The organism is Streptomyces sp. NPDC059718, assembly GCF_042733315.1.
In the GTDB taxonomy this organism is placed as follows: Bacteria; Actinomycetota; Actinomycetes; order Streptomycetales; family Streptomycetaceae; genus Actinacidiphila.
This window is the reverse complement of the sequence record NZ_JBHWGA010000004.1, coordinates 46,713-60,902: the sequence shown is the minus strand read 5'-3', so window position 1 is coordinate 60,902 and position 14,190 is coordinate 46,713. Positions and strand designations below refer to the sequence as shown.

Sequence of the window (14,190 nt, the reverse complement as noted above, 5' to 3'; positions counted from 1 at the left end):
GCGTACGTCCCTAGGACCGCCGGCGGCGCCGTAATCCATCGGCGCCGCGCGTCACCGTCCGAGCAGCGCCGTGATCTCCCGCGGGTCCCAGGCCCCGTCGGCGCACTCCGCGAGGTAGGCCGCGATGCCGGGCAGGTCCCAGGCGCCCGTCTCGGCCAGGCCCTCGGCGATGTGCCGCAGGTAGATCCCGGACGGCCTGACGTGCTCGGCCCCGCCGGAGCCCCAGGGCGCGGTGAAGGTGAGCACCGGGTGACCGTCCACGTCCCCGGGGTACAGCAGCGTCTCGTACCGCCCGTCGCCCAGCCGGGCCCTGCCGTGCCGGAGCACCTCGGCGAGGTCGAGGTCGGAGCCCGGCGACCGGTACATCTCCTGGGCCGCGATGTCCGAGAACTGACCGACCGTCAGCAGATGGGCCCTGGCGCGCACGCCGCCGCCCGGCACGTCGCCGTCGTAGAAGGCCCGGCCGCCCGACCAGACCGGCGACCGCGTCGCGAAGTACATCCGCCCGGGCAGTTCCAGCGGCACCGACCGCAGCGGCGGGCGCGCGTCCCGGCAGCCCGGGTACTCCCGGCCGCCGCCGGGGGGCACCCCGCCGGCGAGGTAGCTGTTGAGGCGCACGAGGTGGGTGTTGGAGCCGTAGGCCGCGTACCAGACGAAACCGGGCGGCCGGTCCCGCCGCACGGCACGCCGGGGCCCCACGCGCTGCGGTGTGGTCACCGCTCCATCATGCGGGCGCCGCGGGGTCAGGCGGCCGGCACCGTGCCGCGGATCTGCCGCAGGAAGGCCGCGTTGTCCGGGGTCGCCCGCATCCGCTCCAGCAGCGTCTCGAAACTCCCCGCACCGCGCAGCGCCCGCCGCAGACCGCGCGCGGCCGCCAGCTCCGCGGGACTGAGCAGCAGTTCCTCACGCCGGGTCCCCGACGGGCCGACGTCCACCGCAGGGAAGACCCGCCGGTCGGCCAGCCCCCGGTCCAGCCGCAACTCCATGTTGCCGGTGCTCTTCATTTCCTCGAAGAAGTAGTCGTCGGCGCGCGATCCGGTGTCGACCAGCGCGGTGGCCAGGATGGTCAGCGAACCGCCCTCCTCCGCGAGGCGCGCCGAGCCGAACAGCCGCTTCGGGCCGAGCAGCGCCGCCGCGTCGACACCTCCGGACAGCGTCCGGCCGCCCGAGGAGGCCGCGTTGTTGTGCGCCCGGCACAGCCGGGTGAGGGAGTCCAGCAGCACGACCACGTCCCGGCCGGTCTCGACCAGGCGCTTGGCCCGCTCGACGGCCAGTTCGGCGACGGCGATGTGCTGCTTGGGCGTGCGGTCGAAGGTCGAGGCGACGACCTCGCCCCGCACCGACCGCCGCATGTCGGTGACCTCCTCCGGCCGTTCGTCCAGGAGCACCACCATCAGGTGGCACTCGGGGTGGTTGTCCGCGACGGCGTCGGCCAGCCGCCGCAGCAGCATCGTCTTGCCGGCCTTCGGCGGCGCCACGATCAGCCCGCGCTGGCCCTTGCCGACGGGGGCCAGCAGATCCACGACCCGGGTGGTCAGACCGCCCTGCGGGCACTCCAGGCGCAGCCGCTCGGACGGGTGGAGCGGGGTCAGGTCCGCGAAGTGCCGCCGCCCGCGGGCCAGGCCGGCGGGCAGCCCGCCGACCTGGTCGGCCCGTACGAGGGCGCGGGAGCGACCGGCCGTGGCCACGCCTTCGACGGCGTCGCCCTTGCGCAGCCCGTGCCGCCTGATCACCTCCGGCGGCACCGGGACGTCGTGCGGGCCCTGCGCGTAGCCGGCGGTGCGCAGGAAGCCGCGCCCGCCCTCGACGTCGAGGACCCCGGCGACGGCGACGAGTCGTTCGCCCGAGGGGGAGGAAGCGGGAGTGGGGGTGGGGGCGGTGGTGGGAGCTGTGGACATACGTGGTCCTCGGGAGAAGGGCGCGTACGGCGGCGGAATCGGCCGGCCGCCGGGACACGCGGCGCAAGAGGCGGAGCCTCGGGAAGATCGCCGACGCGGGGCGCGGGCGAAGGGGAACACCGCAGTGGCTGCGGGAGCGGACCGCCGGGCGGTCACGCGGGGGAGCACCGGCGCCGAAGAGGGGCGCACAGCCGTGCTTCTCGCACTGTAGCACCACCTCCCCGGGCGGGGGACCGCCTCGATGTCGCGAACCTGTCACGCCCCGGTCCGGATACGGCACGGCCAACCGCCCCGGACCCGGGGGCGGTTACGGTCGCCGGGTGAAGTCCGTGCCGATCGCCGCCGTCGCCGTGGCCGCGCTGCTGGCCGTCCCCGCGTGCACGGCGCCCTCCGGCGGCCGGCCCTCCCCCGCGAACCCCTCCGCCGACGGACAGGAGGTCAGGGCGGTCATGCCCACCTGGATCCACGGGCTGCGGGTCATCGGCGCCCGGGGCACCGGCGGCGCCTGCCGCTGGTCGACGAGCTACCCGTCCGTCCCGGGCGCACGGCCGCTGACCCGGACGCTCGACCGCGAGGTGCGCCGCGGGTTGCGGGACTTCCTGGCCGCGCACGGGCACGGTGCCGCCTGCGCGGGCGAGTTCACCATCTCGTACACGTTCCTGGCCGCGTCCGGGGACGTGCTCGGCGTCCAGCTGACGACGGCCGAGGGCACCGCCGCCGGGGACGGCACCACCTCCGGGAGCGGCACCACGACGGCCACGTACTGGTACGACGGCCGCTCCGGCGAGGTGCTGCCCGCCCTCGCCATGGTCGGTCCGGACGCGGCCGGCGACCTCGCCGGGCACCTGGTCCGGGCGCTCGCCGCCCGCGCCGGCCACGACCCGCGCGGGCTCCGCGCGCTGCAGGACCCGGCGGCACGCCGCGCCGTCCTGGACGACCTGGCCTTCACCGGCTGCGGGAACCTGGTCGTGACGTTCGACCGGGGCGAGGTCGCGGCCCCGCCCACGGGCCGGCAGAAGGTCGTGCTCCCGCGCGCCGCCGTGGAACCGCTGCTGTCCGCGTTCGGGCGGCGCGTCCAGCGGCAGGCGATGCGTCCCCGCCACGAGCAGGGCGGCTGACACCGATACTGGGGGCGTGCGCCTGACCTTCGCCCACGACGCGGTCGTGACCCTCGCCCCCGGCGGCGACGAGCGTGCCCCCGGTGCCGCGGTCACCGTCGCCCTGTGCGGTCACTGGGAGCACGAACCGCCGTGCCCCCTGGCGCCCCACCACACCGCCGTCACGGCCGGGCCCGGCGGCACGCTGCGGCTGCGCGTGCTGTTCGCGTCCGCGCCCGGCGACGAGGCCGAGGTCCGCCGCCGGATCGACGCCGCCCTGGCGGCGGGCGGACTCGGCACCACCCACTGGGAGTTCGGCGGCTCCCGGCCGGGCGAGCCACGGCCCGACGAGGCCGCGCACGCGGCACGTCTCAGCGCGTGAGCGAGGCCGCGTCCCCCATCACGACGACCGGCTCAGCCCAGTGGATCAGCCCGGCGCTCCCGTACCGGTCGGGCGGCCCGGACCGGTCGGCCCGCCGGGGGACGCCGAGGTGTAGCTCGCGGTCTTGAGGCTGGTGGTGACCGCGGCGATGGTGTCCTTCGCCGTACGGTTGAAACAGGCGCTGACCACGAGACCGACGGAGGACGCGGGGTCCGGGTCCTCCCCCCAGGCCGTGAGCTCCCACTGGCCGCCGAGCGCGCGGCAGCCCGCACCCGCGGACGCCACGCCCTTCACCACGAACCGGCCGGACCTCGTGCCGTCGCCCACGGACGCCCCCACCTGTTCGAAGGCGATCAGCACCCCGCCCTCGGCGACCTTGTCCACGGGCGGGCACACCGAGTAGCGGATCATCTCCTGCTTCGTGCACCCGCCGGGCTCGTGGAGCGGCCCGGAGCCGACGAACCCGACCACCAGGCCCCGCGGGTCGGTGGTCACGAGGGACCGCCAGCCCTCGCCGGGCAGTTTCAGCGTCAGCCCGGACAGGGCGTCCAGACTGACCAGCGCGTAGCCGGGGTGCGTGCTCCTCGTCGACGTCGGCAGGGGGGACCCCGGGGCGGGCACCGCGCGGGACGGGGACGCGGCGGGGAGGACGTGCTGCCCCCGGGGCGTCACGGGACCCGCGGGCTGCAGCAACGCGGCGGCCACCACCGCCGCCGCCGTGACACCGCCGACCGCGGCCACCGCCCCGGCGACCACCCGGCGCCGCCTGCGCCGCCGAACCCGCCGCCTGATCTGCGCCATCCGGTCGTGGGGCGCGGCCGGCTGCGGGACGACGCGCTCCAGCAGCACGCTCAGCTCCCACTCCTCCTCCGGCTCAGGCTCCTCATCCACACCGCTCACCACCCTTCGCCAGGCTCGGCACCGCCGCGACCTGCCCCCGCAGCATGGCCAGCGCCTTGGCGGCCTGGCTCTTCACCGTGCCCGGCCGGCAGCCGAGCACCTCGGCGGTCTCCTCGACGCTCAGGTCCTCGAAGTAGCGCAGCACGACCACCGCCCGCTGCCGCGCGGGCAGCCGGCGTATCAGCACCGCGAGCGACTGCTCCAGGTCGACCGAGGCGAACGGGTCCGCCACCGCCGTCACCGTGTCCGGCACCTCGCCGTGCGGCACCTCGCCCCGCCAGCGGCGCTGCCACCACGAGGAGGCCGTGTTCACCAGGGCCCTGCGCACGTACGCCTCCGGGTTCTCCGCGGCTATGCCCCGCCACTTCGGCCACACCTTGGCCAGGACCGTCTGCAGCAGGTCCTCCGCCAGGTGCGTGTCCCCGGTCAGCAGCCAGGCGACCCGCAGCAACCGCGGCCCGCGCGCGGCGACGAACTCCTCGAAGTCCGTCTCCGCATCCCTCACCGTGGTGTCCTTGCCATCGCGTTCCTGTCCGTGCTCCCAGCAGCCTCACACCCCCATGAACCGTCTGGGACCCCGGACCGGTTGCCAGGAATCCGGGATCGCCCTCGTTCGTTGCCGCCTCGGACGGGCGCGCGGCACGCGGTCGTCCCCCAACTGACTGCAGACGAAAGGGCGTTCCCTGTGACAGCCGCCTCCGCACCCGATCAGCCGGAAGCAAGGAGAGCCAGCCGGTGAGCAATGTCACCAAAGGCCTCGGCAAGGTCGAGGTCCGGCTCAAGTGGGACCCCAGCCCGCTCGGCGCACCCGCCAGCGACCTGGACATCGTCGCGGCCACCTACAGCACCGCCGACCCGCACGGCGTCCCGGCGTACCTCGTCCACTTCGACAGCCGCTCCCCGGACGGCACCATCACGCTCAACCGCGACAGCAAGACCGGCAAGGGGCTGGGCTTCGACGAGATCATGACCCTCGAACTCGACCGGCTCGGTGCCGCCTACCACCGGGTCGTCGTCGGCGTCGTCGTGCAGCAGCGCGACGGCCGGATGACCTTCGGCGACGTCGCGGGCACCGGCGTGCACGTGGTCGAGGGCCACACCGACCTCGCCGCCTCCGACCTCGGCGAGGTCGCGGCCGCCACGGCCGCCACCGTCGGCGAGTTCCGCCGGGGCGACTCCGGCGAGTGGCGCTTCCGCTCCGGCGTCCGCGGGTACGACGCCGATCCGGTGGCCTTCGCCCGTGTGATGGGCGGCGACGCCTCCTGATCGCCGCCGGTAACGCCCGTGCCCTCCCGCGCGCGTCGCGGGAGGGCACGGGCACCACGGAGGGCGGAACCCGGAGGACCTAGACGACGCCCTGCGCCGTCATCGCCTCGGCCACGCGCAGGAAGCCCGTGACGTTGGCGCCGAGGACGTAGTCGTCCGGCGTGCCGCCGTACGCCGCGGCGGTGGCCCGGCAGTGGGTGTGGACGTCGCGCATCACCTGCGCGAGCCGGGCCTCGGTCCGCTCGAAGGTCCACAGCTCACGGGACGCGTTCTGCTGCATCTCCAGCGCCGAGGTCGCCACGCCGCCCGCGTTGGCCGCCTTGCCCGGGCCGAAGAGCACGTCCGCCTCCCGGAACACCTCGATCGCCTCCGGGGTGCACGGCATGTTCGCGCCCTCGGCGACCGCCAGCACGCCGTTCTTCACCAGCGACCCGGCGTCCTGCCCGTCCAACTCGTTCTGCGTGGCGCAGGGCAGCGCGACGTCGCACGGCACGTCGAAGACCGAGCCTCGCTCGGAGTACCGCGCGGAGGGCTTGGCCTCCGCGTACGCCGACAGCCGCGCCCTGCGCACCTCCTTGATCTCCTTCAGCAGCTCCAGGTCGATGCCGGCCTCGTCGACGACGTAGCCGCCGGAGTCCGAGCAGGCCACCACCGAGCCGCCCAGCGCGCGCACCTTCTCGATCGCGTAGACGGCGACGTTGCCCGACCCGGAGACCACCGCCCTGCGCCCCTCGAAGCCCTGCCCTCGCGTGGCCAGCATCTCGGCCGCGAAGTACACCGCCCCGTACCCCGTCGCCTCGGTCCGCGCGTGCGAGCCGCCCCAGGCGACGCCCTTCCCGGTCAGCACGCCCGCCTCGAAACGGTTGGTGATCCGCTTGTACTGCCCGAAGAGGTAGCCGATCTCCCGGCCGCCCACGCCGATGTCACCGGCCGGCACATCGGTGTGCTCGCCCAGGTTCCGGTGGAGCTCGGTCATGAACGACTGGCAGAAGCGCATGACCTCGCCGTCGGAACGGCCCTTGGGGTCGAAGTCGGAGCCGCCCTTGCCGCCGCCGATCGCCAGCCCGGTCAGCGCGTTCTTGAAGATCTGCTCGAAGCCGAGGAACTTCACGATGCCGAGGTCCACGCTCGGGTGGAAGCGCAGACCCCCCTTGTACGGGCCGAGCGCGCTGCTGAACTCCACCCGGAAGCCCCGGTTGACCTGCACGCGTCCCCGATCGTCCACCCACGGCACCCGGAAGATCACCTGCCGCTCCGGTTCGCACATCCGCTCCGCGATCCGGGTCCCCAGGTACTCCGGGTGCCGTTCCAGCGCCGGCGCCAGCGAGCGCAGCACCTCCCCCACCGCCTGGTGGAACTCCGTCTCGCCGGCATTGCGCCGGCAGACGTCCGCGTAGACGGCCTCGATGTGAGCACTGACGTTCATGCGCGCCTTCCCTCGTCCGATGTCCCGGACGCGCCCGCCGTGGCGCCGCGTCCGTCCGTTGCCGTGTCAACGAGTACGGATGGAAGAAAGCAAGGTGTCACCCGGAGCAACTCCGCACACCGGAAGTCACCGGGTCACCCGTACGGGCCGCGCCCTTTTGGTATGGGCGCGGCCCCGCGACGCGGACGGGCTACCCGACGGGAATCGGCCGGGCCCCGATACGGGCGCAGGCCTGGTCCTGGTCGAGGCCGTCGGCGGGCCAGACGACCTTGCCGGCGGCGCCGGGGTAGTAGCAGGCCGCGAAGGACGTGGGGACGGGCTCGGACGGGCCCCACATCTGCTCCCAGCGCCCGGCGCAGGCCTTGCCGGGGTCCCTGGGGTCGAAGGCCTTGATCGCGTCGGACGGCAGACCCGAGAGGTCCGCGTCGCGCGCCAGCGTCCGGGCGCACATCACCTGCGCCCCGGCGTCCTTCCCCCACGGCAGTCCCCCGGCGACGGCGACGACCCCGCCGCCGGCCAGCGCGGCGACGACCGCGCCGCCGGCCACGGCGACCCGCAGCGACCGCCGCCGCGCGCTCCGCGGCGCCGCCCGGTCCAGCACGGACCGCAGCGTCTCCCGCCCGTCCGCCGACCGCGCCCAGCCGTCGGCGCCCTGCGGGCGCAGCTCCCGGACGGCGTCCAGGACAGGGTCGTTCGTCATGCGTGTACCTCCGAATCGAGCGGGGTGAAGGATGCGGGTCGCGGCTCCAGGGCGGCGCGGAACCTCTTGCGGGCCCGGTGCAGCCGCAGCGCGTAGGCCGCCCTGGTGCAGCCCAGGGCCTTGGCCGCCTGCTGCGCGCTCAGGTCGTACCAGCCGGTGAGCAGCAGCACTTCGCGGTCGTTCTCGGACAGCGACATCAGCACCCGGAACACGCGCTCACGGTCGCCTATGCGGTCCTCGAACACCTCCTGCGGCGCACGGTCCATCACCGCGGCCATCCGCGCCGCGAGCGCCTGCCTGCGCAGGTCCGACCGCACCCGGTTGGCGAGCAGCCGGCGCGCCGCCGCCAGCAACCAGGGCAACGCGTCCTCCGGTACGGACCGCTGCTTGCGCCAGGCCAGCAGGAAGGTCTCCGAGAGCACGTCCTGCGCGGTCTCGCGATCCGTACGGTGCATCAGGTAACCCATCACCCGGTCGGCATGGGCCTCGAACCACTCCTCCACCAACCCGTGCCCTCGCGGACCCTCACGTGCCGTCATGCGCACCCTTCCCTCCCAGAACAGGCTGTCACTGGGGAATGTCCGGCACGGCCCCGCCGATTACAGCGCGCCTGCGGCCCTGCCCCGGGTCCCGGGCTCCGGCCCCGGTGGTCACGGCCGGGGTGGCGGCCGCCCGGAAGATCACGTCGGAGGGCCGATCGTCCGGGGAACGCGAAAGGGCCGGGTCAGTGGAACTGACCCGGCCCTTCACTGTGGAGCCGCCTAAGGGAATCGAACCCTTGACCTACGCATTACGAGTGCGTCGCTCTGGCCGACTGAGCTAAGGCGGCAGGCTGCCGAGACAGCTTCGCATCGGCAGCGGGCACAAGTCTACACAGTTCTTGAGGAGCCCCTGACCAGGGTGCTGTCGGGTCGGGACGGGGCGATCGGGCCCCTCACGGGGTCAGCAGGTCTTGCCGTCCGCCGGAGGCGTGCCGTCGAGGAGGTAGCGGTTGACGGCGGAGTCGATGCAGCTGCTGCCGCGGGCGTACGCCGTGTGGCCGTCGCCGTTGTAGGTGAGCAGGACGCCTGAGTCGAGCTGGCCGGCGAGCGACTTGGCCCAGGCGTACGGCGTGGCGGGGTCGCGGGTGGTGCCGACGACCAGGATGGGGTCGGCGCCGGTGGCCTCGATGCGGTGGGGCTTGCCGGTCGGCGCGACGGGCCAGTACGCGCAGATCAGGCTGGACCACGCGAGGTTCTTGCCGAAGTGCGGGGACTCGGCGGTGAACGCGGAGACGGACTGCTCGGCGGCCGGCGGGCCGGACAGGGCCGGCGGCAGGTCTAGGCAGTTCACGGCGGCGTTGGCGTACATGAGGTTGTCGTAGCGGCCGCGGTCGTCGCGCTCGTAGTACGTGTCGGACAACGCGAGCAGACCGCTTCCGTCGCCCTTGTTCGCCTTGGTGAGGGCGGTGCGCAGGGTGGGCCACATCGACTCGTCGTACATCGCGGCGATCACGCCGGTGGTGCCGAGCGCCTCGGTCAGCTTGCGGTCGCTGCCGGTGTTCAGGGGCTTGGCGTCCAGCTGCTTGAAGAAGGCGTCGAGGCGGTGCCCGGCGTCGGCGGAGCTCTTGGTGCCGAGCGGGCAGTCGCGGTGGCCGACGCAGTCCCGGGCGAAGGCGTCGAAGGCGGTCTCGAAGCCGGAGGCCTGGCCGCGGCTCGCGTCGAGGGCCGAGATCGACGGGTCGACGGCGCCGTCGAGGACGAGCCGGCCGGCCTTGTCGGGGAACAGCTCGGCGTAGGTGGCGCCCAGGAACGTGCCGTAGGACTTGCCGACGTAGTTGAGCTTGCGGTCGCCGACCAGGACGCGGAAGACGTCCATGTCGCGGGCGGAGTCCACCGTGCTGATGTGCTTGAGCAGTTTGGCGGAGCGCTGCTCGCAGCCCCCGGCGAACTCCTTGTCGGCGGCGACGAGGGCGTTGACCTCGGCGCCGTCGTCCGGGGTGACGTCGGTCGCCGTGAAGGCGTCCATCTGGCGGTCGCTGAGGCACTCGACGGGCTCGCTGCGGGCCACACCGCGCGGGTCGATGGCGGCCATGTCGTAGCGGGAGGTGACCGCCGACGGGTAGCCGAAGGCCGCGTACTGCAGGTAGTCGATCGCGGAGCCGCCGGGGCCGCCCGGGTTGACCAGCAGGGTGCCGAGCCGCTTGCCGCCGTCCTCGGCCCGCTTCCGGGTGACGGCGAGCTTGAGGTCGCTCGCGGCGGACGGGTGGGCGTAGTCGAGGGGGACCCGCATGGTGGCGCACTGCATGCCCGGCATGTCCTTGCACTCGCGCCAGGACAGGCGCTGCTCGTAGTACGGCCGGAGGTTGCCGTAGGCGTCCGCGGGAGCGCCCGAGGGCGGCGGCCCGCCGCGCGAGCCCGTCGGGGACGAGGCGGCGGCACTGTGCGTGCTGCCTCCGGTCGTGCACGCGGACAGCATCAGCCCGGCGACGGCGAGGACGGTGCCGGAGGTACGGAGCAGGCGCGGGGTGTGCATCGGAGCCTCGGTTCCTCGTGGTGGTCATCTGGAGCGTATCCGGAGGGCCGGTGGCGAACCGTCCTCCACAGTCCTCATACGGGTGATTCCGGCCCGCGTCGTCAGGGACGGTCCGGGCCGTCGAGCTTCTCGGTCGCGTACCCGGCCACGAGGGCGAAGAGCCGCCGCCGCGGGGCGATGCCGTCCAGCACCCGCACCCCGGCGGACACGCCACGCACCCGTTCCCGCAGGGCGAGGGCGGAGCGCCGCGCGTCCTCCTCTCCGGAGGGTACGGCGAGCAGCAGCGCGGGGCGCGGCATGTCACCCCCGGGGTAGCCGCGGTCGGTGGAGGAGTAGTACGGCGGCGGGCCGGACCGGTCGATCCCGTCGTAGCCGCCCGAGACGCCGATCGCCGCGGTGTACCCCTCGGGGTCGGTCAGCTGCTGCCGTACGACGCAGGCCGCGTCCCCGTCGGCGCCCAGCAACGCCCGCGCGGGGCGGCCGGGCAGGACGCGGTAGAGCCGGGCGACCGCGACCGGGACGGCCGCGGGACGGGCCCCCGGGCCGGTGTCGCAGTGGGCGGGCAGCACGACCACGAAGGGGTCGGCGATGCCCCGCAGCGACTGGGCGGCGAAGCCGGCGAACAGATCCGGGTCGGCGGGGTCGATGTGGGCCACGACCAGGGGGAAGTACACCCCGACGGAGTCCGGGTAGTCGTACTGCGGGGGCAGCCAGACCCGCGTGCCGTCGGACAATTCCTGGAGCGTGCCCCCGGCCGGGTGACCGAGGGTGCGCGGCGGCTCCAGCCCGGCGTCCACGGGGTCGGACGGCACCGGCCGCGGGGGTGGCGCGGACGGCGGCCGGGACGGCGGAGGGGCGGCGGCGGTGACCGGGCGGGGCGGCGAGGGCGACGGATCCGCCGGGCCGGACGGCGACCAGACGGCCAACGTGACCGCCACCGCGGCGGCCAGCGCGGACCCCGCGCCGCGCAGCACCGTGCCGGTGCGCTCGACGGGCAGTTCGTACGCGCGGCCCGCGCGCTGCTCCCACCAGTGCCGCAGGGCCGAGCGGGCGAGCGCCACCGCCACGGCCCCGGCCACGGTCAGCAGCGCGTACAGAACGACGACCTCGGCCACCTCGGGCACGTGCGGCACCACCTCGGCAGGTCCCCCACGGCGCTTCGGGCACGGGCGCGGCACCCGCGCCGGAGGCAGGGGGGAGCGCACCCCGTGCGCTGGGATCACCCCCGCGGGGACAGCGGCCGGGGGCACCGCACAGCAGCCTGCGGCAAGGCCGGGCGCACCGGGGAGCGGCGACGCGCGGGCGCCGCAAACGATCACCCGTCCGCCGGATGATCAAGGCGCGGGGGCGGCCGCGCGGCCGGTCCCGCGCGCCGGCGGTCAGCCCGCGCGCAGGGCCAGCGTCATCGCCTCGACGGCCAGCAACGGCGCGACGTTCCTGTCCAGGGCCCCACGGCAGGCGAGCACGGCCTCGATGCGGCGCAGCGTGTTCTCCGGCCGCGAAGCCGCCGCGATCCGCTCGACGGCGTCCCGCGCCTCGACGTTCGCGATGGCGACGGACGTGCCGACCTGCACCGCCAGCACGTCCCGGTAGAAGCCCGCCAGGTCGGTGAGGGCCAGGTCGAGGGTGTCGCGCTGGGTACGGGTGGACCGGCGCTTCTGCCGGTCGGCGAGCTCCTTCATCACGCCCGCCGTGCCGCGCGGCATCCGGCTGCCCGCCCCCGCGGCCGCGCCGAGCGCCGTGCGCAGTTCCTCGGTCTCCTTGGCGTCCATCTCCTCGGAGACCTGCTTGGCGTCCTCGGTCGCCGCGTCCACCAGTTCCTGCGCGGCCTTGAGGCAGCCCCCGACGTCGTCCACGCGCAGCGGCAGCCTCAGCACTGCCGCGCGGCGGGTGCGCGCCCCCTCGTCGGTGGCGAGCCGTCGGGCGCGGTCGATGTGCCCCTGCGTGGCACGGGCAGCGGCCTCGGCGATCACGGGGTCGATGCCGTCGCGCCGGACCAGCACGTCGGCGACGGCGTCCACGGGCGGGGTGCGCAGCACCAGGTGCCGGCAGCGCGAGCGGATCGTCGGCAGCACGTCCTCGATGGAGGGCGCGCACAGCAGCCACACCGTCCGGGGCGCGGGCTCCTCCACGGCCTTGAGCAGCACGTTGCCGGCGCCCTCGGTGAGGCGGTCGGCGTCCTCCAGCACGATCACCTGCCAGCGGCCGGAAGCGGGCGACAGCGTGGAGCGGCGGACGAGGTCGCGGGTGTCCTTCACGCCGATGGAGAGCAGGTCGGTGCGGACCACCTCGACGTCGGCGTGCGTACCGACCAGGGTCGTGTGGCAGCCGTCGCAGAAGCCGCAGCCCGGCGCCCCGCCCAGCGCCCGGTCCGGGCTCACGCACTGCAGCGCGGCGGCGAAGGCGCGGGCGGCCGTGTCACGGCCCGCGCCGGGCGGGCCGGTGAACAGCCAGGCGTGCGTCATCTTCGACGCCGTCGGCAGCGCGGTGCGCGCGGCAGCCGCCGTCACATAGGCGTCGGCGTCCCGTGCGGCGGCGGCCAACTGCTCCGCCACCCGGTCCTGGCCGACCAGGTCGTCCCATACCGCCATCGTGCCCGCCCGTCCTGTGGTGCCGCTGCCCTTGCGTTGTCCGGCCCCACCATTGTCGGGTACGCCACGGACACCCTGCGGGGCGGGCGGGGGGAGTGCGTCGTTGTTCCGGCTGGTTGTCATGTGCGGCGCCGTTGTGGTTGCGGTTTCTCCCCCGCCCTCCCGCCCGATTGCCCGGCGCGATTGGTGCGGGCCTCGCGCGGTTGGTGGTGGGCCGGGGGCGGGGCCTTCGGGGCTGGGCATTCTGGACCGCATATTTATGTGCATGACGGGCGGCACTTGTCGTGCCGCCCGTGCCGCACAACAAATACACGTCAGCGTCCAGAACGCCCACTCTCCCCCAGCCTTCGGCCGGGGGTGCCCCCAACTCCCCCGCCCCCTCCCTATCGCCGGGCGACCAACGGCCGGAAGGTGGCTGAGAAGGCGGTCCGGGGTCGCCGCAAGTGCCTCACTCACCCCCACCGGCCGTCAGTCGCCCCAACCGTCGAAGGGGGTGTGGCGGGGTGCGCCCGGAAGCGACGAGCGGCGGACCCGGGTGCCGAACGATGTGGACGTAAACCGCGAGCGCTGTGGGGGTCCCCCCGGCCGAAGGCTGGGGGAGACGTGCGCCGGCGCGGCCCCGACCCCAACCCAACAGAGCGCAGGCCCGCACTGACCGCGCCGGGCAATCGGGAGGGCGGGCGGGGAAACCCCCAACCGCAACCACAACGCACCCGCACGGCAGCGCCAGACGGTCAGCCGGAGGCGCGCCGGTGGCGGCGGGGCCCGGGTCGCGGGACGGGCTTGCGGCGGAGCATCACAAATGTCGCCACCGAGGCGATGCCCAGGGCGACCAGTACGGAGGCCACGCCCGCGGTGACGTCGGAGGGGCCGGTGGAGGTCGACGCGGAGGTGAGCCCCGCCGCGGGGAGGCCCGTGCCCGGGCCGGTGGACGCCGCCGCCGTCACCCCGGGCACGGCGCCCGCGGGCGCGGAGGGGGCGGTGGAGGCGGTGCCCGGCGACGGGGTCGCCGTCCCGGCCGGGCAGGCCACCGTGAAGCGCTGCGGCTTCGCGTCGGAACCGGCCCACCGGAAGCGGTAGTCGCCGTCGGCGAGGACGACACGGCCGGTGCTCCCGGTGCCCCGGGCGCCGGTGACCAGCGTGCCGACGACCGCGTCCTCACCCCGGGCGTACGAGACCGTCCAGTTGACCGGCTGGTCTGGGCCGAAGCCCTCGGCCTTGAAGTAGAAGGTGCACACCGTGGCGCCGTCTTCGCGCGTCCTGCCCAGTGCCTCGTCGTAGAGGCGGACCCCGGACCGGTCGGCGGGCGCGCCGGAGGCGTGCGCGGCCAGGCCCAGGAGGGCCGCGGCGGCGGCAGCGGCGGCGAGGGCCGCCGCCGTGGTACGGATGCGCATGTTCAGAGTGTCCCGGAGACCC

General features: G+C 74.8%; 14 protein-coding genes and 1 tRNA gene. 3 read left to right on the top strand and 12 right to left on the bottom strand.

Translation table 11 applies throughout. The features are described from left to right. Positions 1-51: 51 nt before the first annotated feature. Both ACFV3E_RS06830 and rho read right to left on the bottom strand, forming a co-directional pair. On the bottom strand, positions 52-717 hold the full coding sequence (locus tag ACFV3E_RS06830) for a histone deacetylase (protein ID WP_500533744.1): 666 nt from the start codon (positions 715-717) through the stop codon (positions 52-54). A gap of 26 nt (positions 718-743) precedes the next feature. After that, positions 744-1,898 carry a transcription termination factor Rho gene (gene rho, locus ACFV3E_RS06825; RefSeq protein ID WP_500533743.1) on the bottom strand — a complete coding sequence of 385 codons (1,155 nt, stop codon included), beginning with the start codon at positions 1,896-1,898 and terminating at the stop codon, positions 744-746. A gap of 320 nt (positions 1,899-2,218) precedes the next feature. Here rho and ACFV3E_RS06820 point away from each other — a divergent pair, with 320 nt between their 5' ends. Both ACFV3E_RS06820 and ACFV3E_RS06815 read left to right on the top strand, forming a co-directional pair. Next, the gene (locus ACFV3E_RS06820; protein ID WP_500533742.1) at positions 2,219-3,016 is read left to right on the top strand and encodes a hypothetical protein; all 798 of its coding nucleotides are present in this window, start codon (positions 2,219-2,221) and stop codon (positions 3,014-3,016) included. Positions 3,017-3,032: 16 nt separating this feature from the next. Then, positions 3,033-3,377, top strand: a complete 345-nt coding sequence (locus ACFV3E_RS06815) for a hypothetical protein (protein ID WP_500533741.1) — start codon at positions 3,033-3,035, stop codon at positions 3,375-3,377. Between the two features lie 45 nt (positions 3,378-3,422). Here ACFV3E_RS06815 and ACFV3E_RS06810 read toward each other — a convergent pair whose 3' ends face one another. Together ACFV3E_RS06810 and ACFV3E_RS06805 are read right to left on the bottom strand one after the other, a co-directional pair. Beyond that, a complete protein-coding gene (locus ACFV3E_RS06810) occupies positions 3,423-4,268 on the bottom strand; it encodes a hypothetical protein (protein WP_500533740.1) in 846 nt (281 codons plus the stop codon). Continuing rightward, on the bottom strand, positions 4,261-4,782 hold the full coding sequence (locus ACFV3E_RS06805) for a SigE family RNA polymerase sigma factor (protein ID WP_499512566.1): 522 nt from the start codon (positions 4,780-4,782) through the stop codon (positions 4,261-4,263). The genes ACFV3E_RS06810 and ACFV3E_RS06805 overlap by 8 nt, the downstream gene beginning before the upstream one ends. Before the next feature lie 230 nt (positions 4,783-5,012). Between ACFV3E_RS06805 and ACFV3E_RS06800 the strand changes: the two genes are divergently transcribed. Next, positions 5,013-5,543 (top strand): TerD family protein, encoded by a 531-nt coding sequence (locus ACFV3E_RS06800; protein ID WP_500533739.1) that lies wholly within the window; start codon positions 5,013-5,015, stop codon positions 5,541-5,543. Between the two features lie 79 nt (positions 5,544-5,622). Here the strand turns inward: ACFV3E_RS06800 and gdhA are convergent, their stop codons facing one another. From gdhA to ACFV3E_RS06760, 8 genes are all read right to left on the bottom strand, one after another. Beyond that, positions 5,623-6,969 carry an NADP-specific glutamate dehydrogenase gene (gene gdhA / locus ACFV3E_RS06795; protein ID WP_500533738.1) on the bottom strand — a complete coding sequence of 449 codons (1,347 nt, stop codon included), beginning with the start codon at positions 6,967-6,969 and terminating at the stop codon, positions 5,623-5,625. 190 nt (positions 6,970-7,159) lie between these two features. Continuing rightward, complete coding sequence (locus ACFV3E_RS06790) at positions 7,160-7,669, bottom strand: hypothetical protein (RefSeq protein ID WP_500533737.1); 510 nt, start codon at positions 7,667-7,669, stop codon at positions 7,160-7,162. Then, entirely contained in the window at positions 7,666-8,208 is a 543-nt protein-coding gene (locus tag ACFV3E_RS06785) for an RNA polymerase sigma factor (RefSeq protein ID WP_500533736.1), read from the bottom strand. Before ACFV3E_RS06785 ends, ACFV3E_RS06790 begins: the two co-directional genes overlap by 4 nt. A 213-nt stretch (positions 8,209-8,421) precedes the next feature. Beyond that, a tRNA-Thr gene (locus tag ACFV3E_RS06780) sits at positions 8,422-8,498 on the bottom strand. A 113-nt stretch (positions 8,499-8,611) separates the two neighbouring features. Beyond that, positions 8,612-10,183 (bottom strand): alpha/beta hydrolase, encoded by a 1,572-nt coding sequence (locus tag ACFV3E_RS06775; protein WP_500533735.1) that lies wholly within the window; start codon positions 10,181-10,183, stop codon positions 8,612-8,614. A 101-nt stretch (positions 10,184-10,284) separates the two neighbouring features. Further along, positions 10,285-11,307 (bottom strand): hypothetical protein, encoded by a 1,023-nt coding sequence (locus tag ACFV3E_RS06770; RefSeq protein WP_500533734.1) that lies wholly within the window; start codon positions 11,305-11,307, stop codon positions 10,285-10,287. Between the two features lie 255 nt (positions 11,308-11,562). Further along, positions 11,563-12,774: a DNA polymerase III subunit delta' gene (locus ACFV3E_RS06765; RefSeq protein WP_500533733.1), complete on the bottom strand. Its 1,212-nt coding sequence runs from the start codon at positions 12,772-12,774 to the stop codon at positions 11,563-11,565. Between the two features lie 734 nt (positions 12,775-13,508). After that, the gene (locus ACFV3E_RS06760; RefSeq protein ID WP_500533732.1) at positions 13,509-14,168 is read right to left on the bottom strand and encodes a hypothetical protein; all 660 of its coding nucleotides are present in this window, start codon (positions 14,166-14,168) and stop codon (positions 13,509-13,511) included. Between the last annotated feature and the right edge of the window lie 22 nt (positions 14,169-14,190).

Coding starts and splice junctions, on each gene's coding strand:
- ACFV3E_RS06790 (WP_500533737.1), bottom strand. CDS start 7,669: ATGACGAACGACCCTGTCCTGGACGCCGTCCGGGAGCTGCGCCCGCAG.
- gdhA (WP_500533738.1), bottom strand. CDS start 6,969: ATGAACGTCAGTGCTCACATCGAGGCCGTCTACGCGGACGTCTGCCGG.
- ACFV3E_RS06760 (WP_500533732.1), bottom strand. CDS start 14,168: ATGCGCATCCGTACCACGGCGGCGGCCCTCGCCGCCGCTGCCGCCGCC.
- ACFV3E_RS06775 (WP_500533735.1), bottom strand. CDS start 10,183: ATGCACACCCCGCGCCTGCTCCGTACCTCCGGCACCGTCCTCGCCGTC.
- rho (WP_500533743.1), bottom strand. CDS start 1,898: ATGTCCACAGCTCCCACCACCGCCCCCACCCCCACTCCCGCTTCCTCC.
- ACFV3E_RS06765 (WP_500533733.1), bottom strand. CDS start 12,774: ATGGCGGTATGGGACGACCTGGTCGGCCAGGACCGGGTGGCGGAGCAG.
- ACFV3E_RS06785 (WP_500533736.1), bottom strand. CDS start 8,208: ATGACGGCACGTGAGGGTCCGCGAGGGCACGGGTTGGTGGAGGAGTGG.